Source organism: Mesorhizobium sp. LNJC405B00, assembly GCF_000502615.1.
In the GTDB taxonomy this organism is placed as follows: Bacteria; Pseudomonadota; Alphaproteobacteria; order Rhizobiales; family Rhizobiaceae; genus Mesorhizobium.
The window spans coordinates 515,103-540,606 of sequence record NZ_AYWC01000001.1 but is presented as its reverse complement, the minus strand read 5'-3'; the positions used below and the strand labels follow the sequence as shown (position 1 = coordinate 540,606).

Below are 25,504 nucleotides of genomic sequence, written 5' to 3'. Positions count from 1 at the left end.
GCCCCTTCCTCTTGCGCGCGACGATCTCAAGTCGCTTGTGCCACGTCAAGAGAAAGGGTATGGTTATCGTGTTGAAGGGTTGTCGTACAAGTGGAGGAGCTTGACGATCCTCACCACGAGGTCCCGGCCGCGCTCCCTGCGCAAGATGCCGGGCGGAACAGAATTCAATCGGGAGGTTTCGAGGTATGAACGACACGAAGAATTTTGCGGTCAACCGGCGCACGCTGATGATGGGCGCCACCGCCGGCGTGGCGGCACTCGCGATGCCGAGCGTGCTGCGCGCGCAGGAAAAGCCGACGCTGGTGACGTCGATCCGCTCGCTGTCAAACCCCTATCACGCGGTGTGGAAGACCGGCGCGGAAGCGTATGCCAAATGGGCCGGGCTGGAACACGTCACGCTGGTTTCGGAAGGCAACAGCGAGAAGGGCATTGCCGACATCAAGGCGATGCTGGCCAAGACCGGCGGCAACATGGTGCTGAATTCCGATCCCAACGACACGCCCGATGCGCGCCCGATCGTCGAGGCCTGCGCCAAGGCCGGCGCCTATGTGGTGACCCAGTGGAACAAGCCTGGGGATCTGCACCCGAAGGATTTCAACCCGAACTATGTCTCGCATATCGAGTTCGACGGCATCGACAGCGGCAAGACCATCGCCGAGATCCTGTTCAAGACCATAGGCGGCAAGGGCGGCATCGTCGCACTCGGCGGCCTGATCTCGACCACGGCGGCGATCGAACGCAAGAAGGGCCTCGATGCGGCGCTCGCCGCCAACCCAGACATCAAGCTGCTCGATTTCCAGGTCGCTAACTGGAAGTCGACCGAAGCCTTCGACCTGATGGGCAATCTGCTCACCCGCTTCGGCGACGACATCAAGGGCATCTGGGCGGCCAATGACGATATGGGCTCCGGCGCACTGGAAGCGCTGCGTGCCGAAAATCTCGCCGGCAAGGTGCCGATCGTCGGCGTCGACGGCATCAAGACGGCGGTCGATGCGGTGCGCACCGGCGAGTTCGCCTGCACCGTCACTTCGGATCCGTTCTGGCAGGGCGGCATGGGTCTGGCCATCGGCTACAACGCCAAGATCGGCAAGTTCGACCCGACCAAGGAGCCCGCGGAGCACCGTGAGTTCTACGGCAAGGCGGTGCTGATCTCGCACGACAATGTCGAGGAATATTACAAGACCAATGTCGATGCGAAGCCCGAGATCGACTGGAACGATCTGTGGGGCCGGGTCACCGGAGCAATCCGCACCTGATCCATCGGAGTGGGCTGCAACTCCCTGGCGGCCCGCTTCCTCCCGCAGCCGTCGCGATCCCCTTGTCGCGACGGCTGTCACCAGCAGACGGGAAGCGGTTTCTTGACAATCCATACAGAACCCCTGAAGTCCGTTTCGGACATCGAGCGGACGACGCCTATGACATCGTTCCCCGGCCGTATCGCGACATTCCTGGGCGGCAGGCGCTGGCGCAGCCTGGCGCCGCTGGCGGTGCTGATTGTACTCTGCGTACTCATCGCCATTGCCAACCCCAATTTCATCGAGCTGCGCAATCTGGTGCGGCTTGCGAATTCCGCCGCCGTGCCGCTGACGCTGGCGATGGGGCTGACCTTCATCATCCTGATGGGCAGCATCGACCTTGCAGTCGAAGGCACGCTTTCGGTGGCGGCGATGGTGCTTGTGCTGCTCGCCGCCAATGACGGCAACGGCAACGACTATGGCTGGTGGGCGGTGCTCGCTGCCATCGCCGCCGGCACCGCCATGGGCTTCGTCAGCGGTCTCGTCCAGACCATGCTGCGCATCCCGTCCTTCATGGGCACGCTCGGCATGTGGTTCATCGGCCTCGGCCTGTCGGTCTATATGCTGGGCGGCACGGCCATCAAGCTGAACGACGCCTCGATCCGCGACCTGGCCTTGCACCGTTTCCTCGGCCTGCCGGTGGCGGTCTGGGTCGCGTTCGGCGCCTTCCTGCTCGCCACTGTCATCCAGTATCACACCAAGCTCGGCCGCCACATATTGGCGATCGGCGGCGACGAGGATGTCGCCAAGCTCTCCGGCGTCAATGTCGTGCGCGTGCGCATCACCGCTTTTGCGCTGGCAGGGTTCTTCTTCGGCATTGCCGGCGTGCTGGCCGCGGCACAGCTCGGCCAGTCGCACGCCGTCATCGGCGACGGCAGGCTGTTTGCAGCGGTCACCGCAGTGGTCGTCGGCGGCACCGCTTTGACCGGCGGCGAGGGCGGCGTCGTCAACACGCTGATCGGTGTGCTGATCGTCACCGTGCTTGCCAATGGCATGATCCTGCTCGGCATCTCGCCCTACATCCAGCAGACGGTGCAGGGTCTGATGATCATCGCCGCGGTGGCGCTGTCGCTCGACCGTGTCCGCCTGAAAATCGTCAAGTGAACGCCATGCTGCAGGCGTCCAACATCATCAAGAATTTCCCCGGCGTCCAGGCGCTGCGCGACGTCTCCATCGAGGTGCGGCCCAATGAAGTTGTCGGGCTGATCGGCGAGAACGGCGCCGGCAAGTCGACGCTGATGCGGGTGCTGGCCGGCGGCTACCGGCCGGATGGCGGCTCGCTCACGCTGGATGGCGAACAGCTGCGCATGCGCAACGCCCGTGATGCGGCCAGGCATGGCATCGGCATGGTGTTCCAGGAGCAGTCGCTGGTGCTGAACCTGACGGTTGCCGAAAACATCTATCTCGGCGAAGAGGACCGCTTCACCCGCTTCGGCCTCGTCAATTGGCGCGCCATGAACGCGGCGGCGCGGCGGCAACTGGCCAAGATCGGCATCGACATCGACGTCACCGCGCGCACCTCCGAACTCACCTTCGCCGCACGCCAGATGGTCGAGCTCGCCAAGGCGCTGACCTTGGAGGAAGTGGTCGAGCGGCAGTTGCTCATCCTGCTCGACGAGCCGACCTCGGTGCTCAACGCCGCTGATATCGAGGTGCTGTTAGCGCGGGTGCGCTCGCTTAAATCCCGCGCCAGTTTTGTGTTCGTCTCGCACCGCCTCGACGAGGTGCTCAACATCTCCGACCGTGTCTACACGATGAAGGACGGCGCGGTCGTCGCCGAGCACCGCGCAGCTGAAGTCACCGCGCCGGAGCTGCACGAGATCATGGTCGGGCGCGGCCTGCAGGCCGAATATTACCGCGAGGCCCGCCAGCTCGCGCCGCGCGATATCGTGATGGTCGAGGCCAAGGGGCTTGGCGCCAACGGTTACTATCACGGCGTCGATCTCTCGATCCGGGCCGGCGAGATTGTCGGCATTGCCGGCGTCGTCGGCTCCGGCCGCGAGGAGGTGACGCGCACCGTTGGCGGCTTCGTCCAGCATGATGCCGGCGAGATGAAAATCGCCGGCGAAGCCGTGCGCTTCTCCTCGCCGGAGCCGGCTGTGCGCAAGGGCATCGGCTATGTCCCGCGCGAGCGCCGGCTCGAAGGGCTGGTGATGTTCCTGTCGATCGCGGAGAACATTTCGCTGGCCGATCTCTCCAGCGTCATGCGCCATGGCGCCATCGACTATGGCAAGGAGCGCCGGCTTGCCGCCGACTGGATCAAGCGGCTGCGCATCAAGGCGCCCGGTCCCGATGCCGCCTGCCGCAAGCTCAGCGGCGGCAACCAGCAGAAGGTGGTGCTGGCGCGCTGGATGACGGCGGGCTCGCGCATCCTGGTGCTCGACCATCCCACACGCGGCCTCGATGTCGGCGCCAAGGAGGAGGTCTACGAATTGGTGCGCGATCTCTCGGCGCAAGGCGTGGCGATCCTTTTGATTTCCGACACGCTGGAGGAAACGATCGGTCTGTCGCACCAGGTGCTGGTGATGCGCGACGGTGCAATCACCGCGCGCTTCGATGCCAGTCCGGGCAACAAGCCGAACCAGGTCGATCTTCTCAGGGCAATGGTGTGAACCGATGAATGAGGCGTTCTCCATCAGGCAGGTTTTCGAGGGCAAGTGGACGCAAGGCGCCATTCCGCTGATCCTGCTGGTCGGCCTGCTGCTGGTCATCGAGATCGCCGCGCCCGGCTTCCTCACCGGCGAAACCGTGGCGCTTTTGTTTGCCAACACCTCCGTGCTGTTCATCCTGGCGACCGGCGTCACCTTCGCCATTCTGCTCGGCGGCATCGATTTGTCGATCCAGGCGGTGGCGTCACTAGCCAGCGTCATCCTGGCGCAATTGCTGCCGTCGCTCGGCCTCGCCGCCTTTCCGGTGGCGATCCTGTCGGGGCTCGCCTTCGGCGTGTTGAGCGGTGTCGTCCATGTCAAGCTGCGCGTGCCGTCCTTCGTCGCGACGCTCGCCACCGGCGGCGTGGTCACCGGCCTGGCTCACGATTTGCGTCGGCAATCGACATGGCGGGACTCCTGTTGATGNGTCGTCCATGTCAAGCTGCGCGTGCCGTCCTTCGTCGCGACGCTCGCCACCGGCGGCGTGGTCACCGGCCTGGCGCTCTGGGTCTCCAATGGCCGCGCCATCACCATCGAGGAGGCTGGTCGCGAAAACACGGCGTGGATCAACGCCACCATCATCGGCATTCCGGTGGTGGTGCTGATTTCGGCGGTCATCGGCATCGCCGCCTTTCTGGCGCTGCGCTACACACGCTTCGGCCGCCAGGCGATCGCGGTCGGCGCCGGCGAGCCGGCGGCGTGGGCCGCGGGCATCAATGTCGACCGCACCAAGATCATCGCCTTTGCCGCGTCGGGTATGCTCGCGGCCTTCGCCGGCATCGTGCTGGCAGCCAGGCTGTCGAGCGGTTCGCCGGTGCTGGCCAACCAGCTGCTGCTGCCGGCCATCGCCGCCGTCATCGTCGGCGGCACGGCGATCACCGGCGGGCTCGGCGGCGTTGCCCGCACGGCGGTCGGCGCGCTGATCATCTCGATCGTGCGCATCGGCATGACCTTCGTCGGCGTCAATATTTTCCTGGAAAACATGGTGTTCGGTGCGGTGCTCATTGCCGCCGTCGCCATCACCATCGACCGCAGCAAGATCGCGGTCATCAAGTGATCCCGCCTCCCAGGCAAGCGCGGACAGGACGGGACCGCATCGGCGCGAGGCCGATGCGGTCCGGCCCGATCGGATTACATCGTGTCGAGGCCGATCAGCTCGATCTTGTAGCCGTCGGGGTCTTCGACGAAAGCGATGTGGGTGGTGCCGTGCTGCATCGGGCCGGGCTTGCGCGGGATCTTGGCGCCGCGCTTTTCCAGTTCGGCGCAGACGGCGTAGATGTCGTTGACGCCGAGCGCCAGATGGCCGAAGCCGGTGCCGATCTCGTAGGGCTCCTCGCGGCCCCAGTTCAGCGTCAGCTCGACGACGGCTTCCTTGTCCTCGGGGCCGTAGCCGACAAAGGCGTTGGTGAACTTGCCGCCGGGGTAGTCGTCGCGGCGCAGCAGAGTCATGCCGAGCACCTCGGTGTAGAAGGCGATCGACTTGTCGAGGTCGAGCACCCTGATCATGGTGTGCATATAGCGAAATCCCGGGGCGTCGCTCATTGGGGAAGTCCTCCGAATTCTGTGATTTGCGGGTCTGATCATCCACATCGAACGCTTGGCGGCAAGCCTCGCTTGATGTTCTCAATCAGGGTTGTATGATAACACGACAACGCCGGTATTTGTCCAGCCGTTTTGCCGAGGGGCCCAGAGCCAATCCATGAATGCCGTGCCGCCACCCTCCGCATCGCAGATCGCAGCCCTGGCCGGCTTGCTGCCGAATGGCGGGCTGCTGACCGAGGAAGTGGATCTGGCGCGCTACAGCCGCGATTGGTCGGGCGATCATTTCGGCCGGCCGCTGGCGGTGGCGCGGCCCTCTTCGGTGGAGGAAATGTCGGCGCTGATGCGGTTCTGCCATGCCGAGCGCATTCCGGTGGTGCCGCAAGGCGGCCTGACCGGGCTCGTGGGCGCCGCAGTGGCGGCGGATGGCGGCGAGATCGTCATCTCGCTGGAGCGCATGAACCGTATCCGTTCGATCAGCCCGATCGACTTTGCCATGGTGGTCGAGGCCGGCTGCATTCTCGAGGACGCCAAGCGCGCCGCCGAAGCGAGCGACTGCCTGCTGCCGATCACCTTCGGCGCGCAGGGCAGCTGCCGTATCGGCGGCAATGTCGCCACCAATGCCGGCGGCTTCAACGTGCTGCGCTACGGGATGACGCGGGACCTGGTGCTTGGCCTCGAAGTGGTGCTGGCCGACGGCCGCATCTGGAACGGGCTGAAAGTGCTGCGCAAGGACAATCGCGGCTATGATCTGAAGCAGATCTTCATCGGCTCGGAGGGCACGCTGGGCATCGTCACCGCGGCGGCGCTGAAGCTGTTTCCCAAGCCGACGCAGATCGAAACAGCACTTGTCGGCTTGCGCTCGGTCGAGGATGCGATGGCACTCTATGCCCGCGCCCGGCGCGATTGCAGCGATTTGCTCACCGCCTTCGAACTGATCCTGCGCGGCGGCATCGAGATCACCATGCGCGAAGGCCAGGATTTTCCCGATCCGCTCAGCCAGCCCTATCCCGTCTATGTGCTGATCGAGGTGTCGTCGGGCGGGCTGATCGACCTCTCCAATATGCTGCTGGGGTTTCTCGGCAGCGTCGAGGACATCGTCGAGGACGGCGTCATCGCTTCGACCAGGGCTCAAGGTGAGCGGTTGTGGCTCTACCGCGAGATCATGGTCGAGCGGCAGGGCAGGGGCGGGCGCTACCTGCGCACCGATGTGTCGGTGCCGATCTCCAGGCTTGCCGATTTCGTCACCGATGCGCTGGCCGCCTTGGAGAAAGCCCGGCCCGACGCGCTGGCCGTCACCTACGGCCATGTCGGCGACGGCAACATCCACCTCAACGTCGTGCCGCCGGAAGGCATGGGCACCGAGGCGATGGAACATCTGTTCGAGCAGGCGGAAGCCGAGATCTTCACCGTCGTCGATCGCTATGGCGGCTCTATCAGCGCCGAGCACGGCATCGGCCGGGTCAAGCAGAAGGCGTTCCTCGAACGCATCGATCCGGTGACGCTCGACCTCGCCGCCGGCATCAAGGACGCATTCGACCCGCGCCACATTCTCAGCAACGGCCGCATTCTGGCGTCCGCACCCGCCGTCGACTATAGGTGAGCGATGACGCTGAAACTCGACAAGGTCAATCGCGGCCCACACCTCTCCACTCTGGTGGCCAGTTCCATCTCGCGCGAGATCGCGCAAGGCCGGCTGAAGCCGGGTGACCAGCTGCCGACCGAGGCGGCGCTGGCAACCACTTTCGGGGTCAGCCGCAACGTGGTGCGCGAGGCGATCGCGCGGCTGCGCTCGGAAGGCCGAATCTGGTCGCAGCAGGGGCGCGGCGCCTTCGTGGTCGAGAGCAACAACCCGACGGTGCTGACCATCGACCATGAGACGCTGCAGCGCGCCGACTCGTTTCGCAATCTGTTCGAACTGCGTGGCATCCTCGAAGTGCAGGCGGCGGCCCTTGCCGCAAAACGGCGCAGCGACGCCGATCTCAAAGCCATGGGCGATGCGCTGTCCGGCATGCGCGCCGCCCCCTATGGCAGCGTCGCCTGGCTGCGCAGCGACCTCGAATTCCACCGCACCGTCGCCGAGGCGACGCGCAATTCCTACATGGGCCAATTCCTGGTCTTCGTGTCCGAGCGGGTGCGCGAAAGCATTCTCGCCGCCGGCAACCAGCAAAAGTCGGACGACATGGCCCGCATCACGCTCGGCGAACATGAGCGCATCCTGAGAGCGATCCGTGCCGGCGACGCCGAAGGAGCGCAAGCGGCGATGCGCGACCATCTGGCGGGCGCGGCGCTGCGGGTGGGGTTGCATGAGGGGGAAGCTGCGGAGATAGCGCCGGGGCCCGAGGCGGCGTCTCCGGTACGGCATTCGCGGTTGCGGAAGGCTGTGCGCGGGCAGGCTTAGGGATAGCCTTGCCTTATCCGCGCGCTGGGCCAATCGCCTATGGCGGCGCTGACCCCCACTCCGTCTCGGCTTCGCCGAGCCACCTTGCCGGGGCGAGCCACGGGTCTCGCCCGTCCTTCGGACCCCCCATTTCATGGGGGATGAGGAAATGCCAATCTCCGACATCGCAGCCCTTCAAAGCTTGGGTTTCCTCTCCCCCACGAATGTGGGGGTAGAGGTGGCTCGGCGAAGCCGAGACGGAGTGGGGGAGCGCCATATCAGATTTCACTCGGTCGTCGGCTCAACCAGCTCAGGGCCGGAGATAGGCCGCCACCCACCGCGCTATTTCAGCGGCAAAAACAGCTCAAGCACCACCTCGCGCACCGGTCCGTTCGACGAAAAGTGTCGCTGGCAATAGATCGGAAAGTCGCGCGCCTCCTCGCCGCTGGCCGGAAGCCATTCGCGGTAGAGGTAGAGCGCTGCCGGCTCGAGATTGTTGGTGTTGCCGGGATAGCGCAGCACCGCGCAGCGTCCGGCGGGGATCACGCCGGCCTTCATCTGCGCGTCCTCGATCCGCCCGCCTTCTACCGGCAGGTCGGTTCCGGCACAGATATCCATGCTGTAATCGGCCGGGTTCGCCGGCTCCCTTTCGGAACGGAAGATGTTGAAGGTCGGGCTTGTCTCGGGCGAGAGGCCGGCCGCCTTGCGCCAGGCGATGAAGCGCTGGATGGTGTCCTGGAGCGTCGCCCGGTCGCCGCGATGCTCCATGATCGCCACAGGCGTCGGCGGCACATCGCGGATCATCACGTCGTCGGGTTCGAAGATTATCTGCATGAGCGTGGTCCTTGCTTTGTCGAGCGGCCCGAAGGCCATGAGCCACGACCCCCAGTCGGGAGATTTCCGAAACGACGAAGGCGATTGTCCGAACCGTTGCCTGAAGGCGCGGGCGAAGGCATCCGGCGCGTCGTAACCGGCATCCATCGCTATGTCGGTGACGCTTTGGGCGTCGCTCTCGGCAAGCCGGTACGAAGCGCGCTTCAGGCGGGCGAGCTGGACATAGCGATGCACGGACAAGCCGAAGGTTGACGTGAACTGCCGGTGGAAATGGTATTTCGAGAACGCCGCGACGCCGCTCAACGCTTCCAGGCCCAGATCGCCGTCCAGATGCTGGTCGATGTGGTCCAGCACCCGCTGCATCCGGGCATGGTAGTTTTCAAGTGGCGTCATCAAACGTCTCGTCCTGCGTGGCGACACCAGATAGGCGCTCCCGGATATGTCGCGCTCGACCGATCTTGCGGTTTGACACGGATGGACGCGTGCCGCATCTCCGGCGCGCATTAACGACTGCGGATGGCTGCGGGCAGGTCGCAAGATAGGCAGTGGCTCAGTCTGTCCGGTCGGCGGACTGTTCCAACACGACATCGAGAGTGATCATCGCAGGGCTAAGGTCGCTGGCGGCAGTGTGAATGACCTGCCGTACCCGTCGGATTGGTGAAGCTAAGCAGAAGGCGACGCGTCTTTTGCTTTTACGTCAGAAACGAAGGGAAACTCCGCGCCGTTGAATGCCCACCAGTAGCGATTAATAATCTGCCACCAAGTCAAGTAAATGCGCTTTGACTTGTCGCTGCCTAGGCTTTCGGCAGCAGCATTGTAGGCTATGGCGTCCATTGCGCGCATCGGAGGCGGCTCCTCTGCGTAGAGGCGTTTAAGGGTCGCCTCCCAATCTCTGACCGTTGAGGGGCTAGGCTTGTCGGCCTCAGCGATTTCCGCCGTTAGTTCGTAGAAACGGCGTTGCAAAAATTCATGTGTGCGCGCCTTACCTCCAAAGTCGAACACCAACTGCAATAGTCCCGCCATGGTTGCCACAAAAGCCAGAACCGCCGGGGGAGCGAAGGTCTTCTCAAAATCGGCTACGGCCGCTGCGCCCGCTGCGACAATTATCAAGCTCATGAGCCGGTTGAGCAGGTCGTAGTAGTTGCGCCGCGCGGTGTGGTAGATCGCGTTTCTGAGCGCATCAAAATTGATTTTAGACGGTTCGCGCATCGCATTTGCCATCAGTTTGGGGGCGGTTTAACTCCCGGCCCCGCCATCCTAATATAGATCTTATTCCCGACCGGAGCAAATATGAGAGGTTTGATACTCTCGTATCCAAGTTTTTCAGTTATCGCTCCAAGCGCATCAACGAAGCCAGACTTATACGCGTCGAAATTGTCAGATTTTAGAACGGCGCGAAAATCAGAAGCGTCATTTTGTGACACCTCGATGTATGAAATCTGTCCGGCCTTGGCATTGGCGATCAATGCACCTGGCTGCCCATCAAGCATCACTTGATATTCCCCAGGCGGCACGCGGTATTGCCTTACGAGGGGAAAACCGGGCAGGTTCCATTCAAAATTGTCGAGAGAATTGCCCTTCGCATCGGTGGCGGAAATGGACAGTTCTTTGGACGGATTTTGGACATAGACTGCTATCCCACTCTGATCGGGAGGCATCTCAATCCACTTCTGTACATCGCCAGCAAATGCTGGAAGCGCGGCCGATGTTGTTGCAAGAAAAATCAGTGCTGCCCGCAACATCGGGTTCCCCAAATTCGATGAAGTGAGCACGGATAATGACATATCTATGGATTGATTGCTATCTGCGCTTTCTGGACTTGCCCAGGCCTGCGGATTCGTCTTTGTGTCTCTACTGTAGCCATGCAGCTGCGGCGTTTTGAGCATTCGCTTCAGCGTGTCTTTAGCTGCATATATCCGTTTTTCACTAGGTTCTAGAATGGCCTACGACGAATTTGAGATTGACAGAATTAAGCACGCTCTTGGCGACATGTGCATTGCATGGGCACATCTTGAGGAAGGGTGCTTCATGGTCCTCTTTTACACCATGCGGGATATCGAATACACGGCCTATGAACTTATCCGAAACGAGCTCGACCTTCGCGGTGCTTTGCAGGTCTGCAAGGGACATGCGGTCGCTAACCGCTGGGAGCGCCACAGCGACCATATCCCTATCCTGGTTGACTTGATCGATGGTGAAATTCGAGCAGCCCGCAACCGATTTATCCACGACCCAATCACTAGTGGGGTAACATCGTACATTCGCCAATCATACGTGACGCGCTACCGAAAGAGCCCACACAAACTCGACGTGCATATCGGCACCCATACCGAGGTGAGCTCCGAAGAGATTTATACATTCACGCGCGCCGTGCGGGCACTAGAGCGCTACGCTGGGTCAATCGTCCAATATCTCGATTGGTTGGATGGTGAGCGTCAATTCGATTGGGAGTTTCCGTCCATGGAACTCGCTCAGCTAGGCGCGCACTTTGCCATCACCGAGTACACCCAGATCGCCAAATCGCGGGGTTCAGTTCGATAATCCTCTGGCACCCATGGCGCTCAAATATATGATCGCGCTGCCCTATCGCTCCAGTCCCATCACTCCCCCGCCGTCTCCACCAGCGACACCCCATTCAACCCCGCGACAATATTCGACAATGCCGGCACGAACTTCTCGCCGTGGCCGGTGGCAACCGCCGTGGCAAACCCATTCCGCACGGCAGCGCCGATCGGGTTGGCCACACCTGCGGCCTGGGCGAACGACGCGAGGTAGGTCATGTCTTTCAGCGCGTTGGCGATGGCGAAGCGCTGGGCGTTTTCGTTGCGGTTGAGGACGAAGTCGAAGAAGGCCTGGTAGAAGCCGCAATCCATGCGGCTGCCGGAGATGACGCTGTTGAAGACCTGCGGCGTCAGGCCGCCCTTGGCGCCCAGCGTCAGCGCTTCGGAATAGATCGCGGAATAGCCCATCGAGACGAAATTGTTGAGCAGCTTCATGGTGTGGCCGCTGCCGGTCGGGCCGGTGTGGACGACACGGGCGGCAAAGGCTTCGAGCACCGGCCGGGCGCGGGCAACGACTTCCGCCGGACCGCCGACCATGACGTCGAGCTTGCCTTCAGTGGCTTCCTTGGGCGTGCGCGCCAGCGGCGCGTCGATCAGCGCTATGCCTTGCTGGGCGAGATCGGTGGCAAGCGCTGTCGTCGATGACGGGTTGGAGGTCGAGCAGTCGATGATGAGCAGAGGCGTCGCGGCCGCTGCCAGCCCGTCCGGTCCCTTGACCAGCGCTTCGACCTCGCGCGTGCCGGTGACGCACAGGATGACGATGTCGCAGGCGGCGGCAAGCGCACGCGGGCTTGCCGCTTCGGTGGCGCCGGCCGCGATCAGCCGGTCGGCGGCGGTGCGGCTGCGGTGGACATACACCGCCAGTGGCCAGCCTTTGCTGAGCAGATTGTCGGCCATGCCGGCGCCCATGCTGCCCAGGCCGATGAAGCCGATGCGTTCTTTCATGCAATCCTCCTTGGACCCGCGTCGGCGGGCTCACCTTTCGTCACCTTGCGGCGAACACCTGTCGATGCAATCCTTCGAACAAGAATCGAACCGGAGTCGCGCCGATGGCGGAGCCCATGACTTTCGATGCCATACCGCAGGCGCCCAATCTCAGGACCGGGCTCGTCAACACGCTGATCGCGCAGATCGAATCCGGTGACCTGGCGCCGGGCCAGCGGCTGCCGACCGAGCAGGAGATTGTCGCCGCCACGGGCGTCAGCCGCACCGTGGTGCGCGAGGCGCTGGCGGCGCTGCGCGCCCGGGGGCTGATTACCACGCGCCAGGGCCTCGGCGCCTTCGTCGCCAAGGATCCGATGCCGAAGATTTTTTCCGTCCTGCCAGACGATCTCGAATCGATCGACGAGGTGCTGCGCGTGCTCGAACTGCGCATGGGCATCGAGGTCGAAGCGACCGGCCTTGCCGCCGAGCGGCGCAGCGAGGCGGCGCTCCAGCAGATGAGCGCGCGGCTCGATGCGCTGGAAGCGGCGGTGCGTGCCGGCGGCTCCGGCTCGGAAGAGGATTTCGGCTTCCACCGCGCCATTCTCGCTGCGACGCAGAACCCGAATTTCACCCGGTTGTTCGACACGTTCGGTAGCGCCATGGTCCCGCGCCATTGGACGCGGCTCGACCGGATGACGGAGGCTGAGCGGGAAAAATATCTCGACCGCATGCAGCGCGAGCATCGCGCCATTCTCGGGGCAATCGAAGCCAGGGACGTCAATGCCGCGCGGCGCGCCATGCGCAGCCATCTGACCAAAAGTTATGCCCGCTTCGAGGATCTGCGCGACAAGGCTGTTCACGATTAGGGAGCCAACCACGGTTGACGGACTGCTCATCCGGCGAGCCCGCCGAGATAAAGTTCGCGCATCAGCGACATGTTCCTCCCGGCTCCAAATTGTTGCAATCTTGCCTGGTTGTCATACAACCCTGTAATCTGGTAAATCCCAGGAAGAGGGATGTCAATCGCGTTGCCATGCGATATGAGGCTCCCCGAAGAATCGCAATCATGGAGCCGGCATTGCCGGCGAAGCCGCAGTCAGGAACAGCGAGATGCATTCACGGAAATTTGGCCGTACTGGCAGATCAGTCAGCGAGATCGGCTTCGGCGCTTGGGCGATCGGCGCCGCCTGGGGCGAGGTCAATGACAACGATGCGGTCGCAGCCCTGCATGCCGCGCTCGATGCGGGCGTCAGCTTCCTCGACACGGCCGACGTCTATGGCGACGGCCGTTCGGAAAAACTGATCGCACGGGTGATGAAGGAACGTGGCGGCGCGCGTCCGTTCATCGCCACAAAGGCCGGACGGCGGCTGCCGAAGCAGACCGTCGAAGGCTACAGCGTCGAGAACCTCAACGGCTGGATCGACCGCAGCCTGAAATACCTCGAGACCGACACGCTCGACCTGGTGCAGCTGCATTGCCCGCCGACCGATCTTTACTACCACCCGGAGGTGTTCGAGCGTCTCGACCGTTTGGTGGAGCAGGGCAAGATCCGCAATTACGGCGTCAGCGTCGAGCGTGTCGAAGAGGCGCTGAAGGCGATGCAATATCCCGGCGTCGTCAGCGTGCAGATCATCTTCAACGCCTTCCGCCAGCGCCCGGCCGAGCTGTTCTTCGACCAGGCGAAAAAGAACGATGTCGCCATCATCGCCCGCGTGCCGCTGGCCAGCGGCCTGTTGTCCGGCAAGTTCAGGGCGGACACCAAGTTCGAGACCACCGATCATCGCCTGTTCAACAGGACTGGCGAAGCCTTCGATGTCGGCGAGACGTTTTCGGGCGTGCCCTATGAGGTCGGGCTGGCGGCGGTCGAGAAGGTGCGGCCGCTGGTGTCAGGCGACACCACGATGGCGAAATTCGCGCTGCGCTGGATCCTGATGTTCGACGCGGTGACGGTTGTCATTCCCGGCGCCCGCAATCCGGCGCAGGCGGTTTCCAATGCGGAAGCGGCGGAGCTTGCGCCGTTGTCCTCCGAGTTGATGGCCAAGGTGGAGGCGGTCTACGACGAGAACATCAAGCCCTACGTGCATCAGCGCTGGTGAGCCAGCGCCTGCCGCCCTCATTTAATCGGCCGCGCCGCTTGTTATTGTGCAGTGCAGCAACGATATTGCTGCGTGTGCGTTGTGTGCACGAGTCTGCCCATTCCGGCGCGCAAGGATACCGATTTGCGAGACATATCCGATACGATCGCCCGGCTGAGCGCGATGCGCGGCCGGCCAGCCGGTGCAGGACAGAGCAAGGACGATCACCTGTCCGAGATGACAGGGTTCGGGTCCAATCCCGGCGCCTTGCGCGCGCGGTTTTATCTCCCTGAAAACCTGCCGAAGCAGGCAGCGCTGGTCGTGGTGCTGCATGGCTGTACCCAGAATGCAGCCGCTTACGATCATGGTTCCGGCTGGACCGAACTTGCTGCCGAGCAGGGTTTTGCCGTGCTTTTCCCCGAGCAGCAGCGCGCCAACAACGCCAATCTTTGCTTCAACTGGTTCGTGCCGGGCGATGTAAGCCGCGACAGCGGCGAGGCGCTGTCCATCCGCCAGATGATCGAGGCGGCGGTGGTCACCCACGGTCTCGACCGCAAGCGGATATTCGTCACCGGTCTTTCCGCCGGCGGCGCCATGGCGGCGGTGATGCTGGCGACCTACCCGGACGTGTTTGCCGGTGGCGCGATCATTGCCGGGCTTGCCTATGGCAGCGCCTCGACCATCCCCGAAGCCTTCGACCGCATGCGTGGCCATGGCGGCCCGTCCAGATCCGAGCTGCAGCGTCTGTTGCGGGAGGCCTCGCCGCACAAGGGGCCGTGGCCGAGGATTTCGGTCTGGCAGGGCTCGGCCGATACGACCGTGGTGCCTTCCAATGCCGACGCGGTGCTGGCGCAATGGCAGGGCGTGCACGGCCTCGCTCAAGCGCCGACACGCACGGAAAAGGTCGACGGTCAGAGCCGAAAAGTCTGGTCCGACGGCAAAGGCCGCGACGTGGTCGAGGCATACAGCATTGCCGGCATGGGCCATGGCACACCATTGCAGGCGGGCGGCGACAATGCTCTCGGCAAAGCAGGGCCGTTCATGCTGGATGCCGGGATTTCCTCGACGCGCCACATCGCCCGTTTCTGGGGGCTGACGAAGCCAGAGGTACGACGCACGGCGAAAGCCGAGGCCGCTTCAGGCACTGCATTGCAGCCTTTCTCGCCGAAGGAAAAACCGCGAGCTGTCCGTGTCGATCCGGCCCCGGAGCCTGTCAATCCGCCAGGCGGTCCGGCGGGCGGGATTACCAAGGTCATCGAGGACGCGCTGCGGGCAGCGGGATTGATGCGCCGAGGCTGAGGCTCGCCCCGCACGAAGGACAAGGGCAAGCACCAGCATCATTATCGCAGCAGGCCTTCGTCCTCGAACGCATCCCAGCCCTTCAGTCCGGGCGGCGGGCCCTCAGTGTCCCGGGCGTTCCTCGCAGTGCGCGCTTGGCCGGTGCCCTTTCCCGCGCGCGTCAGCGCGGCCTTGCCCGCGCCGCGCCGCCTGTTCTCGGCGACCTCCCGGACATCCTGCTCTCTCCAGACGGTTGCCAAATCGCGGTCCAGGACGTCCTCGATGTGCCGCGGGTCGAAAACGTGGAAGGTGACAGACTTTGATCGCCCACGCATCTTGACGGTGCGTGTGCCGGTGCTTTGCAGCCGACCGTCCTTGAGCCATTTGTGGCGCTCGCGCGAAGAGATCGTAAGGATATCCTCGACCTCGCGCGGAAGCACAGGCAGCGCCTCCACTCCCTCCAGTGTTTTGGAGATACTGGCAGAGGCGGCCTTGAACGCTTCCGCTTCGGATCTCGACATTCGCAATGCGATGCGGCCCGTCTCGGCCTTGACGTGCTTCCTGACTGCCCATGGCAGGCGGGCTCTGACTTCACGTTCGATCCCCTTGGAGCGCACGGCGGACCCGAGTGTCGCTGACGGCGACAACGGCCATTCGGCAATCAGTTGCGGGGACGGGCTCATGCTTTCCTGGGGCTGGTTTCGCTGGTTCGATGCTAACACGGCAGGAGCCGGTCAAACCAAGGCAACAGCGAAAAGGGGCAGGTCCGATGAGAACCCGCCCCTTATGGCCGAATTGAACGCCGCTTGCAGCGCGCCGACAGCACCCTTGGCCCCGCCGCCGTACGGCGGCGGGGCTCGATGATCAGAGTGGGCTGGCGTTGCGCGTTCTGTCGCGCTCGGCCTCGATGTCGGTGTAGGGGTCGGCATTGGCATCGAAGCCGGTCCAGCCACCTGCTTCATAGGCGCGTCGGCGGTCTTGCAGATCGACCGACTTGGACTCGCCAAGAATACGCTCGGCCTCATCGGCGAGTTCGTCACTGACCCTGGCGGTCACCATCGTGCCACCGCGGCGAACGCCCTCCGCATAGACATGCGCATCCCTTTCGGGGACGCCTGACTCGGTCAGCGCCCCGACGATGCCGCCGGCAGCGCCACCGACGACCGCGCCGCCAACGGCGCCGACCGCGGTGGCGGCCAGCCATCCTGCGGCCACGACAGGACCGACGCCCGGAATGGCCATGATGCCGAGCCCTGTCAGAAGCCCGCCGGCGCCGCCAATGACGGCTCCGAGACCGGCGCCGCCGGCTGCATCCTCGGCGGCGTTGGAAGTGTCGCCCTCGTCGTACCAGTCATCCGAATTGTTGGCGACGATGCTGATGTCGGCCTGCGGCACGCCGATTGCCTCCAGTTCGCCGACGGCATCGGAGGCATCATCGTAGTTGTCGAAAAGTCCTGTTACGGTTTTCATGGTCTTGATCTCCTCGATCTGGTTCAGAGGTTCAGTTGGCGCCGGCAACGACGTTGCCCTGATAATCGAGCGCCACGGTCGTGGTCTTGCCATCCTTGGTGGCCTGACCGCGCCAGATGCCCTGGTCGTCTTTGGTCAGCTTGGACACGCCGGAGAAGCCGGCATCCTGAATGCGGCTCTTCGCCTGATCCTCGGTGAAGCTGTTGGCACCCGGGACCGGGGCGGCCGGATTGGTGGTGTCGGTCGTGCTCACGGCCGGGGTGGTGGAGCTGGTGGTCGACGATGCATTGTCGGTGGAAGCGATCTTCTCGACCATTTCCTGATGCATTTTGAGCGTCGGCAAGGTCTCGGAGGCGAAGGTCTTCAACTGCGCGTTGTCGCCGTCCTTGGCATAGCTCTCGAACAGCGTGACCGCCTCCGAATGCGCATCGCGCTGCATCTGGACATAGGGCTTGTCGACGGCATCGTTGGCATTCTGCAGAGCCTCCAGATCGGCCTTGTGCTTGGCGTCCAGCTCCGTCGGCACTTTCAGCTTCTGTTCGCCGGCGATGGTCGCAAGCTTGGCGTTGGCGGCGCCGTGATCGTCGATCATCTTCTTGGCGAAATCCTTGACGCCTTGATCCTGGGCCTTGCCCTCGGCGATCTTGCTGGAATCCACTTCGAACAGGCCGCCGATGGCAGCCTTGTCGACAAAGTCCTGAGCACTGTCGGCGGCGAAGGCGGGCAGGGCGAAGACCATGGCTGTGGCGGTGGCCAGCGAAGCTAGAAGAACACGTGTTTTCATGGACAGAGATCCTCGTTGGGGCACACATCGTGCTGTGAGCCTAACCAGTGCGGCCAAGCTTTGTTCCGCCGCCCAAGCGTTATAACCGGGAGGGTCGATGCCGCGATGATGGCCCCTCATCCTCGGATTTTGCGCCTTTGCGATGTCGACGCGTGGCTCGGACGGCGACCCGCTCGATGGGCGCCTTGCAAGTCCATCGCAAAGGGAAACGAGGCCTTCGCCGCCCGCAATGAATAGCGCCCGCGGTGGCCTATCGAGGTTCAGCGATCGTTGCGTTCGAGGCGGCGCGCAACCTCTGTCTGGGCGACCTGCAGCAGCGTGTCTATTTCGAACATCGCCGCCGCATGGCCGCCGTCGCGAATGACACGGCGGGCGCGGTGTAGCAGATCGGAGACCGTCCGCAGCGTTTCAGCATGGCTCGATCGATTCGACAAATGCGTGCCCTCCATCAGCCACAACCGTTGGATCGGGAGAGTGTTCCCAAAGTTGGCGGCCGGCCGGGTGAATGACTGTGAGCGCAGGCAGCGGAACCATCCTTGTCCGTTGGCCGTTCCCCCTGCCTCAACGAAAGGAACAGCCATGGCCGACAACGACACCCCGAAGGACACCGCGAAGGACACCCCCAAGGACACCCCGAAGATGTCCGCCCGAGAGGCCCAGGAGGCCCTGGAGAAGCAGGTCGCATCGCTGAAGCGCGAGATCAGCAAGATCAACCGGACGCTTGCCGACCGCGCAGAAGATGCCGCCGGCGAAGCCGGCGGCTGGTACGGCAGCGCGACCGAGCGCGCGGCACGGGCAACGCAGCAGCTGAGATCGCAGGCGCAGACGGTGTCCGAAGCCGTCCAGCAAAATCCCGGCACCATCAGCAGCGCTTTCGTGCTTGGCGGCATTGCCGGGTTGTTGATCGGCATGCTGCTCGGGCAAAGCCAGGAACGCGACCGAAGCTGGTTCTAGCGGCGTATCTTATGACTATTGCGCCCGCCGGCTTTGCTGGCGGGCTTTGTATGGACGCCAGATCACTGTGGCTTTGAGTGAAAAACTCCCCGCTCGGGTAAACGGGATTTGTGGTCGGCGCCGCCCGCGCGGCGCCCCCCGCGCGGCGCCCTCGACAGGTGAGTTGAGTTTCCCTGCCGCGGTCGTATGTTGTTGACCGTAGTGGAGGATCACAAATGCCCATTCGACGCAAAGCCACCGAGGCCGGCGTTTTGCAGCCATCCGAACTCGAGCTGTTGGGCCGTGTATTCGAGCAGCTTAAGCGCGACGGTCAGTCGCCCGAAGCACGCGACGCCATCGCATCCCGGATTATCGCGAACTATATGGCCGGCGTGGTCGACGAAGCCGAGCTCGTCAGTCTTTCGAGGCAACCGCTGGGCCGGTAGTGCGCTTTCCATTCCGGGTTCAGAAGAGTTTCAGGTCGTCACATCAGAGGGATAAGGCAATGCCGACTGACCCACCGATAGAGCGACGGTCGCATATCCGTGATCTTGTTCTGAAGGAAGCGACAATCCGCGTTGGCGACGCCAGTATCAATTGTCTGGTTTGTAACCAGCACGCCCACGGTGCGGAGCTGCGGGTGAAGGCCGATATCGCAATCCCCGACCGTTTCGTGCTTCACGTGCCGGTCGATCATACCAGCTATCGCGCCGTGGTGCGGTGGAGACGGAACGAGCGACTTGGGGTGCAACTCGATTCGGGACGGCAGGCGTAGATGGCGGTAGCCGGGACGGATCACCCAGCTGTTCAAGTGCAGGGTTGATGGGACAAGGCAGGGCTCGTTTGCGGCACGAACGCTTCCTTCCATGCTGCTTGCAATTTGCAATCAGTTGCGATAGCCTCTGACCGCTTGCATTACAAGCGGTTGGTCCGTGGACCCACTAGGTGAAGGCGCTGCTTTTGGGCAAACTTATCTTGGGAATGAACGTTTCCATCGATGGCTATGTCGATGACCTTGCCGGAAATCTGGTCATGGGCGCACCAAGCCAGAAGCACTTCGAGTACTGGATCGAGACGATTCGCAACCATGCCGGCGCTGTGTATGGCCGCCGGATGTACGAGGTCATGCGCTATTGGGACGATGATCACGCGGAATGGGATGCTTCGCTTCGCCAGTTCGCGACACTCTGGCGCAAGCTGCCCAAATGGGTCGTTTCGCGCACACTTTCTCGGGTAGGCCCCAACGCCACCCTCATCTCCGGAGATATTGAAACGCAGATTCGCGAGATCGCGGCCCGCACGGAGGGTATCCTGAGCGTTTCCGGTCCGGAACTGGCCGGTCTTATGACCGGGCTGGGCCTGATTGAGGAATATCACCTGCACGTGAGGCCGTTCGTGCTCGGCAAGGGCAAGCCTTTCTTCCACGAGGCAAGGCCTCCGCTGCAACTGGTGTCGAGCACATTGATCGATGACGATACGGTTCATATGATCTATGTGCCGCGAGGCTGAACGATAAGGCGCTTCAGCGCCAACATGCGAACCAACACGTACGTTCGCAGTGGGCCTGGTCCCGGCCTTCGCACCGAGGTCTCACATGTCAGCTTGCGTGCTGGGTACCCAAGCAGCAGAGGGTCTGCTGTCGGCCGAAAATCTGCCGGTCAGCAATGCGCCCCATGCCGGTCAAAGAGGCCTTGCCGCCGTTCCTCCATAAGCAGACATTGCAGACCTACAAGGACGTCGCTTTTACGCCCGAAGCGCCGCTTCGGTTGGTCCTTCAGTGACCTGGCGGCCCAAGAGCGTCGTCCTCCTCCGCCCGACCTCGTCCGCAACTCATCGTTGCCGCCAGCGGCTCTGCTCCTGGCCTTCCCGCGATAGTGAAACATCATGGTCAAGCCTGAAAAGCAAGGTCCAACCTAGCCGCTTTTCCAGGCCTGCGTCATCATCGTCCAGCAGTTCAGGATCCTGCGTGCGCCAGCCGGGTCCGTCGGGTCGGCCGGCCGCACAGTTTTTTTCATCCCGCTGGAACATTGGCGAAGGAATGCAGTTGGTGTCGCTGCAGATGCCGCCGCGCGGTGCCTGTGGGCGATTGGTGGCAACACCTGATCGGCCGCCGCTCCTTTACGAGGCGGCTTAGCGTGTGAGCCAATCCTGCAGCAAAGGCCTAGGGATTGGAACGACCAACAGGAGGCAGTCATGAAGCACCAGACACTCGATCAACTCCAGTCAGTCGCGGACATCAGTCCACTATCGCCGGCTCTGCTGGCTACAAGGACGCAACGGATAGAGCGGTGGGCGGAACTGCTCTATCGAAATCCGACGCGCTCCCTTGTGGCTCTCACCGGGACTGAGCATCTGCATCCCTCTGTCCGCGGAGAAGCGCGCGCGGTCGGATCGGCGATCAGTGTCGCCTTTGACGATCCACTGCTGCGTGCGTCGGGCATGCAATCGGATACCTACGGGGAAGCCAGACGCTTCTTCGAACTCTCCGATTGGCAGTTGCATGAGATCGTCTGCAGTTGCCACACCGGCGCCACCATGCAGGCTGGCTGGGCCGCCGGGCGTGTCCGCAGGGTCCTCAATGGGAGCAAGATATTGGCTTGGCTGAGAAAAGGATTCATGCCGCACTGAGACACAGCGCTCGCGCCTGAAGAAGCATGCAGGCTCCAGCAGAGATTGCGTCGGCGCCGCGAAGGCATGGCTGACCTCAATGGAGTAGGGCGGCCGAGTTGCTTGCGACTTCAGAAATGACGTTCACCATTGCTTAGTGGACCTCGTCAGGGTGATCGGCAATTTCGTGAATAGCGAGTGCCAGCGCCAGTTTCGACCAACCGGTCGGCAGCGCCCTCGTGACCAAGCGGGGTTACTTATCCTCGGTGCGTCACATGTGCGCTTCGTCAGCGGTATAGCCTGCCAATCCCTCCACAGCCGTTTTGACGCTGCGGAAAGATCGAGGCGTGAGGGGGCAATTTAACCCAGGAATCCCGAAAACGGACCTTCCGCTTTCGGCCCCGAAATTGAAATTCGAGGCCCGCCCCATCACCCCGGAAAGATCGTAAACCCGCCATCGACGCGGAGCACCTGCCCATTGATAAATCGTGCCCGCGGGCCAGCCAGAAACGCCACCGCCTCCGCGATCTCTTCCGGTTCCGCATAGCGGTTCAGCGACTTCCTGCTCGAATCCATGCGCTCCGGATCGACCGTGCGGGTCGCCTGGAAGCGTGCCGTCTTGGTGGCGCCTGGGCTGACCGCGTTGATGCGCACGCCGTCGTCGATCAGTTCCTTGGCGAGACAGCGCGTGTAATGCACGACCGCGGCCTTCAAAGTGGAGTAAACGACCTCGGGCGAGCAGCCGAGATGTGCCGCCGCGGAGGCGATGTTGATGACGGAGCCGCCGCCGCGCTGCTTCATCGGCGGCACGAAGGCCTGGCAGACCAGCATCGTGCCGATCAGATTGTTCTCGGTGAGCACGCGGATGTCGTCCAGTTCGATGTCGAGGGCGTTGTTCGGGTTCGGCTTGCCGCCCCTGGCGCCGATGTCGCCGCCAGCGCAATTGACCAGCACATGGACGTCGCCGAGATCGGCCTCGATCCTGCGCTTCATCTCGGCCACCGCCTTCTGGTCGCCAATGTTGCCGGTCACCGACGTGACCTTCGTGCCGTGCCGCTTCAGGCGCTCGACCACTTCGCCGAGATTGGCGAACTCGCCGTACTTCGCCGGCGCTCCCTCGTCCATGTCGTGGATCGCGACATTGGCGCCGAGTTCGGCCAGGCGCTCGGCCATCACACGGCCGAGGCCACGGCCGGAGCCGGTTACGAAGGCGGTCAATCCATCGAGTTCACGTGCCGTCATCGGATATTCTCCATCAGTTTGCGCATGTTGGCGGCGCTGCGCCGGATCATGTCGAGCTCATAGGAAACCAGTGAGACGTCGGCTTCGCGCTCCCAAGGCGTGCGGTAGTCGGCATCTTCGGGCAGCCGGTTGCGCTGCGCGGCCGCCAGGCAGGCGGCAAATTCGCGTGCCGTCTTCTGCGGATAGCCGCGCCACCAGTCGTCGCTGAGATAGCGGACATGCCGGGCCTCCAAGGCGCCCGGTTCGAGAACGGCGGTCATGCGATCGTGGTGCTGGCCAAGAATGGCGAACAGCTCGGCAAACGGCACCGCACCGTCGCCGATGGCGCAGCGGATCAGCCGGTAACCTTCGGTCGTGAACTGCACGCGGTAATCCTTGAGGTGGACATGGCGGACATAGGGGGCGATCACCTTCGTAAAATCGAGCGGCGCTTCGCCGACCGGGAACGTGTTGCCAGTGTCGAAGGTGACGCCCACACTGTCACCACCGAGGGCGCAGAAATCGACGAGTTCCCGGCTGGTAAAGTCCTGGTGGTTTTCGATCGCAAGGACATACCCTTCGGCATTCGCGCGGGGACCCCATTCCACCAATCGCTCTCGAATGATGCCGACGTACTCGCTCCATTTTTCGCCGGCCGCGTTGCGGTCGCCGCAGAGAATGGGCGTCAGCGCCGTCCGGATGATTTTGGCGTTGAGCAGGCGCGCGGCCCGAAACGCATCGTCGAGCGGTTCGCCCACCAGCAGGCCGCCGCTGACGACCGGCGCGATGCGAAGGCCGGCGAGCCGTTCGCGCAGCGCGATCATCGCGTCGTCGGAAAGCTCGGTCAGCCATGGCACCCAGATCTCCAGCACGCGCGCGCCGAGATCGGTCGCGAGCGCGATGAAACCTTCGAGCCCCGCAGGTCTAGGATTGGCGCGTGGCGTGCCGCGGCCCTGGAGGCCGAGATGATAGGTCAGGCCGTAGGGGTTCAGGCCGACCTCGAGCATGAAGCGATCCTTTGAGTCAGGTGTGGTCATCGCAGGCCGGCATCCACGGTGATCGACTGCTTGGTGATCATGCGGCTGTCGTCGGCGGCGAGGAACAGCACCGTGCGCGCGATCTCCTCGCCGAGCAGAACCTTGCGGATCACCTGGCGCTGCACGACCTGGTCGACCGAACCTTGGGTCTTGTACCAAAGCTCCCGCTGCCGGTCGGTGATGACGGCGCCCGGCTCGATGGCGTTGACGCGGATGTTGTCGGGGCCAAACGCCCGCGCCAGCGCGAAGGTCAGCCCGATAACGGCAGCCTTGGCCGCCGCATAGGGCGCCATCTCTGACGCGCCGAAACGCCAGGCGATCGAGGAAAAATTGACGATCGAACCGAAGCCCAGTTCCTGCATGTGCGGATGCACGGCCTGGGCGGCAAAGAAGTGGTGCCTGAGGTTCACATCCTGGGCGTGGTCCCAATATTCCTGCGTCACGTCGGCGACGGAGAGGCGATTGTCATCGGCGGCGTTGTTGACCAGCACCGCGACAGGCCCTAGGCGGTCGCGCACCGTGCCGATCGCGGCCTGCAGGGCAGGGATATCGGTCACGTCGCAGCGCAGGAACAGTGGCGGATGCGCTGCCGTGGCGGCGAGGTCGCGGGCAAGCTGCTCGCCGGCCTCCTGCTGCAGATCAAGAAACGCCACTCGTGCGCCATTGGCGGCGAAGGCGCGGACCGTGTCGGCGCCGATGCCCGACGCACCGCCGGTGATCAGCACGACACGCTCGGACAGGCTCGGATAGGTGGCGAAGGACAAGGCGGAACTCTTTTCAGATCAAGCTTCGGTCAGATCGGGTCAGATCAGGCGTTGGGTCGTCGGGTCGAACAGGCACGCCCGCGCCATGTCGATGCCGAGCGTCACCGTCTCGCCCATAAGCGGCGTGCCGTCGGGGTCGAAACGGCCGGTGATCTCCTTGCCGCCCAGGCGCAGGACGGCCATGGTCTCCGCGCCTGTCGGCTCGACCAGTTCGACCACTGCATTGATCTGCGCGATGCCCGGCTTGCGGCGCGCAAGGTCGGGATCGAAGCGGTAGATATGCTCGGGACGGATGCCGAGCACGAGCTGTCGCGGCGTGTCGGATGGGAGCGCCTGGACGATCGGCAGGCTGGCCGTCTCGCCGTCGGCGGTCTGCAGGACGACAGTCGGGCGGCCGTCTTCCTGGCTCAGTTCCGCGGCCAAAAAATTCATCGCCGGCGACCCCATGAAGCCGGCGACGAACATGTTGGCCGGACGGTTGTAGATCGTGGCGGGATCGTCGAATTGCTGGACCTCGCCCTGATGCATCACGGCGATGCGCGACGCCAGCGTCATCGCCTCGACCTGGTCGTGGGTGACGTAGACGGTGGTCTTGCCGACGCGGTGATGCAGCTTCTTGATTTCGGTGCGCATGTCGACGCGCAGCTTGGCATCGAGATTGGAGAGCGGCTCGTCGAACAGGAACAGTTTGGGATCGCGAACCAGCGCCCGGCCCATGGCGACGCGCTGGCGCTGGCCGCCCGAGAGCTGTCCGGGCTTGCGGCCAAGCAGCGGTTCGATCTGAAGGAAAGCGGCAACCCGTTTTACAGCCTCGTCCTGCTGCGGCTTCGGCACGCGGCGGCTTTCCATGCCGAAGGTGATGTTCTCGCGCACCGTCATCGTCGGGTAAAGCGCGTAGGACTGGAACACCATGGCGATGTCGCGGTCCTTCGGCGGCACCGAATTGACCAGCCTTCCGTCGATGCGGATCTCGCCGGAGGTAACAGATTCGAGCCCGGCGATCATCGCCAGCAGAGTGGACTTGCCGCAGCCGGACGGTCCGACCAGCGCGATGAACTCGCCGTCCTGCGCCTCGAGATCGACGCCCTTCAGCACCTCGACCGCACCGTAGTTCTTGCGCAGCGATCGGATGGTCAATGTCGACATGCAATGC

Annotated in this window: 29 protein-coding genes; 16 read left to right on the top strand and 13 right to left on the bottom strand. The window is 63.3% G+C overall.

Annotated elements, in window-relative coordinates; all coding sequences use genetic code 11:
- Positions 1 to 185 precede the first annotated feature (185 nt).
- The 5 genes from X756_RS162520 to X756_RS1000000170500 all read left to right on the top strand — a co-directional run bounded on the left by X756_RS162520 (position 186) and on the right by X756_RS1000000170500 (position 5,000).
- On the top strand, positions 186 to 1,256 hold the full coding sequence (locus tag X756_RS162520; protein ID WP_023728492.1) for a sugar ABC transporter substrate-binding protein: 1,071 nt from the start codon (positions 186 to 188) through the stop codon (positions 1,254 to 1,256).
- A 159-nt stretch (positions 1,257 to 1,415) separates the two neighbouring features.
- Complete coding sequence (locus X756_RS162525) at positions 1,416 to 2,399, top strand: ABC transporter permease (protein ID WP_023700938.1); 984 nt, start codon at positions 1,416 to 1,418, stop codon at positions 2,397 to 2,399.
- 5 nt (positions 2,400 to 2,404) lie between these two features.
- Positions 2,405 to 3,907, top strand: coding sequence for a sugar ABC transporter ATP-binding protein (locus tag X756_RS162530; protein ID WP_023728491.1), 1,503 nt, complete (start codon positions 2,405 to 2,407; stop codon positions 3,905 to 3,907).
- Between the two features lie 4 nt (positions 3,908 to 3,911).
- A complete protein-coding gene (locus tag X756_RS1000000170505; protein WP_032999222.1) occupies positions 3,912 to 4,367 on the top strand; it encodes a hypothetical protein in 456 nt (151 codons plus the stop codon).
- A gap of 18 nt (positions 4,368 to 4,385) precedes the next feature.
- Entirely contained in the window at positions 4,386 to 5,000 is a 615-nt protein-coding gene (locus X756_RS1000000170500) for an ABC transporter permease (RefSeq protein ID WP_348529815.1), read from the top strand.
- Between the two features lie 74 nt (positions 5,001 to 5,074).
- Here the strand turns inward: X756_RS1000000170500 and gloA are convergent, their stop codons facing one another.
- Positions 5,075 to 5,485: a lactoylglutathione lyase gene (gene gloA / locus X756_RS162535; RefSeq protein WP_019856614.1), complete on the bottom strand. Its 411-nt coding sequence runs from the start codon at positions 5,483 to 5,485 to the stop codon at positions 5,075 to 5,077.
- Positions 5,486 to 5,642: 157 nt separating this feature from the next.
- Between gloA and X756_RS162540 the strand changes: the two genes are divergently transcribed.
- Together X756_RS162540 and X756_RS162545 are read left to right on the top strand one after the other, a co-directional pair.
- Positions 5,643 to 7,085 (top strand): FAD-binding oxidoreductase, encoded by a 1,443-nt coding sequence (locus tag X756_RS162540; protein WP_023728490.1) that lies wholly within the window; start codon positions 5,643 to 5,645, stop codon positions 7,083 to 7,085.
- 3 nt (positions 7,086 to 7,088) lie between these two features.
- Positions 7,089 to 7,883 (top strand): FadR/GntR family transcriptional regulator, encoded by a 795-nt coding sequence (locus X756_RS162545; RefSeq protein ID WP_023671079.1) that lies wholly within the window; start codon positions 7,089 to 7,091, stop codon positions 7,881 to 7,883.
- A gap of 321 nt (positions 7,884 to 8,204) precedes the next feature.
- Here the strand turns inward: X756_RS162545 and X756_RS162550 are convergent, their stop codons facing one another.
- From X756_RS162550 to X756_RS162560, 3 genes are all read right to left on the bottom strand, one after another.
- A complete protein-coding gene (locus tag X756_RS162550) occupies positions 8,205 to 9,092 on the bottom strand; it encodes an AraC family transcriptional regulator (protein ID WP_023728488.1) in 888 nt (295 codons plus the stop codon).
- Positions 9,093 to 9,359: 267 nt separating this feature from the next.
- Complete coding sequence (locus X756_RS162555; protein ID WP_023728487.1) at positions 9,360 to 9,905, bottom strand: hypothetical protein; 546 nt, start codon at positions 9,903 to 9,905, stop codon at positions 9,360 to 9,362.
- An 11-nt stretch (positions 9,906 to 9,916) separates the two neighbouring features.
- Positions 9,917 to 10,582, bottom strand: a complete 666-nt coding sequence (locus tag X756_RS162560) for a hypothetical protein (protein WP_155922389.1) — start codon at positions 10,580 to 10,582, stop codon at positions 9,917 to 9,919.
- Positions 10,583 to 10,634: 52 nt separating this feature from the next.
- Between X756_RS162560 and X756_RS162565 the strand changes: the two genes are divergently transcribed.
- The gene (locus X756_RS162565; RefSeq protein WP_023691893.1) at positions 10,635 to 11,237 is read left to right on the top strand and encodes a hypothetical protein; all 603 of its coding nucleotides are present in this window, start codon (positions 10,635 to 10,637) and stop codon (positions 11,235 to 11,237) included.
- Between the two features lie 59 nt (positions 11,238 to 11,296).
- Here the strand turns inward: X756_RS162565 and X756_RS162570 are convergent, their stop codons facing one another.
- A complete protein-coding gene (locus X756_RS162570; protein WP_023728486.1) occupies positions 11,297 to 12,202 on the bottom strand; it encodes an NAD(P)-dependent oxidoreductase in 906 nt (301 codons plus the stop codon).
- 104 nt (positions 12,203 to 12,306) lie between these two features.
- Between X756_RS162570 and X756_RS162575 the strand changes: the two genes are divergently transcribed.
- The 3 genes from X756_RS162575 to X756_RS162585 all read left to right on the top strand — a co-directional run bounded on the left by X756_RS162575 (position 12,307) and on the right by X756_RS162585 (position 15,556).
- Positions 12,307 to 13,047 carry a FadR/GntR family transcriptional regulator gene (locus X756_RS162575; protein WP_023728485.1) on the top strand — a complete coding sequence of 247 codons (741 nt, stop codon included), beginning with the start codon at positions 12,307 to 12,309 and terminating at the stop codon, positions 13,045 to 13,047.
- Between the two features lie 244 nt (positions 13,048 to 13,291).
- Positions 13,292 to 14,278 (top strand): aldo/keto reductase, encoded by a 987-nt coding sequence (locus tag X756_RS162580; protein ID WP_023728484.1) that lies wholly within the window; start codon positions 13,292 to 13,294, stop codon positions 14,276 to 14,278.
- Between the two features lie 123 nt (positions 14,279 to 14,401).
- Positions 14,402 to 15,556, top strand: a complete 1,155-nt coding sequence (locus tag X756_RS162585) for a PHB depolymerase family esterase (RefSeq protein WP_023728483.1) — start codon at positions 14,402 to 14,404, stop codon at positions 15,554 to 15,556.
- A 41-nt stretch (positions 15,557 to 15,597) separates the two neighbouring features.
- Here the strand turns inward: X756_RS162585 and X756_RS162590 are convergent, their stop codons facing one another.
- The 4 genes from X756_RS162590 to X756_RS1000000168540 all read right to left on the bottom strand — a co-directional run bounded on the left by X756_RS162590 (position 15,598) and on the right by X756_RS1000000168540 (position 18,370).
- Complete coding sequence (locus X756_RS162590) at positions 15,598 to 16,218, bottom strand: hypothetical protein (RefSeq protein ID WP_031237730.1); 621 nt, start codon at positions 16,216 to 16,218, stop codon at positions 15,598 to 15,600.
- A gap of 181 nt (positions 16,219 to 16,399) precedes the next feature.
- Entirely contained in the window at positions 16,400 to 17,005 is a 606-nt protein-coding gene (locus X756_RS162595; protein ID WP_023728481.1) for a hypothetical protein, read from the bottom strand.
- Positions 17,006 to 17,036: 31 nt separating this feature from the next.
- Positions 17,037 to 17,789, bottom strand: a complete 753-nt coding sequence (locus X756_RS162600) for a DUF4142 domain-containing protein (RefSeq protein ID WP_023728480.1) — start codon at positions 17,787 to 17,789, stop codon at positions 17,037 to 17,039.
- Positions 17,790 to 18,049: 260 nt separating this feature from the next.
- Positions 18,050 to 18,370 (bottom strand): hypothetical protein, encoded by a 321-nt coding sequence (locus X756_RS1000000168540; protein WP_155923737.1) that lies wholly within the window; start codon positions 18,368 to 18,370, stop codon positions 18,050 to 18,052.
- Here X756_RS1000000168540 and X756_RS162610 point away from each other — a divergent pair.
- The 5 genes from X756_RS162610 to X756_RS162630 all read left to right on the top strand — a co-directional run bounded on the left by X756_RS162610 (position 18,369) and on the right by X756_RS162630 (position 21,350).
- Positions 18,369 to 18,743: a hypothetical protein gene (locus X756_RS162610; protein WP_023728479.1), complete on the top strand. Its 375-nt coding sequence runs from the start codon at positions 18,369 to 18,371 to the stop codon at positions 18,741 to 18,743. The genes X756_RS1000000168540 and X756_RS162610 overlap by 2 nt on opposite strands.
- Positions 18,744 to 18,958: 215 nt before the next feature.
- Positions 18,959 to 19,168 carry a hypothetical protein gene (locus tag X756_RS162615; RefSeq protein WP_023671091.1) on the top strand — a complete coding sequence of 70 codons (210 nt, stop codon included), beginning with the start codon at positions 18,959 to 18,961 and terminating at the stop codon, positions 19,166 to 19,168.
- 59 nt (positions 19,169 to 19,227) lie between these two features.
- Entirely contained in the window at positions 19,228 to 19,497 is a 270-nt protein-coding gene (locus X756_RS1000000167000; protein ID WP_081725353.1) for a PilZ domain-containing protein, read from the top strand.
- A 185-nt stretch (positions 19,498 to 19,682) separates the two neighbouring features.
- Entirely contained in the window at positions 19,683 to 20,231 is a 549-nt protein-coding gene (locus X756_RS162625) for a dihydrofolate reductase family protein (RefSeq protein WP_023728477.1), read from the top strand.
- Between the two features lie 684 nt (positions 20,232 to 20,915).
- Positions 20,916 to 21,350 carry a hypothetical protein gene (locus X756_RS162630; RefSeq protein ID WP_023671095.1) on the top strand — a complete coding sequence of 145 codons (435 nt, stop codon included), beginning with the start codon at positions 20,916 to 20,918 and terminating at the stop codon, positions 21,348 to 21,350.
- Positions 21,351 to 21,758: 408 nt separating this feature from the next.
- On the opposite strand, the gene X756_RS162635 is transcribed toward X756_RS162630, so the two are convergent.
- From X756_RS162635 to ugpC, 4 genes are read right to left on the bottom strand one after another with little or no spacing between them, the layout of a single operon-like run.
- The gene (locus X756_RS162635; protein ID WP_023728474.1) at positions 21,759 to 22,571 is read right to left on the bottom strand and encodes an SDR family oxidoreductase; all 813 of its coding nucleotides are present in this window, start codon (positions 22,569 to 22,571) and stop codon (positions 21,759 to 21,761) included.
- Positions 22,568 to 23,587, bottom strand: a complete 1,020-nt coding sequence (locus tag X756_RS162640) for a sugar phosphate isomerase/epimerase (RefSeq protein WP_245264433.1) — start codon at positions 23,585 to 23,587, stop codon at positions 22,568 to 22,570. Before X756_RS162640 ends, X756_RS162635 begins: the two co-directional genes overlap by 4 nt.
- A complete protein-coding gene (locus tag X756_RS162645; protein WP_023728472.1) occupies positions 23,584 to 24,351 on the bottom strand; it encodes an SDR family oxidoreductase in 768 nt (255 codons plus the stop codon). Before X756_RS162645 ends, X756_RS162640 begins: the two co-directional genes overlap by 4 nt.
- 39 nt (positions 24,352 to 24,390) lie before the next feature.
- Positions 24,391 to 25,497 carry a sn-glycerol-3-phosphate ABC transporter ATP-binding protein UgpC gene (ugpC, locus tag X756_RS162650; RefSeq protein ID WP_023728471.1) on the bottom strand — a complete coding sequence of 369 codons (1,107 nt, stop codon included), beginning with the start codon at positions 25,495 to 25,497 and terminating at the stop codon, positions 24,391 to 24,393.
- Between the last annotated feature and the right edge of the window lie 7 nt (positions 25,498 to 25,504).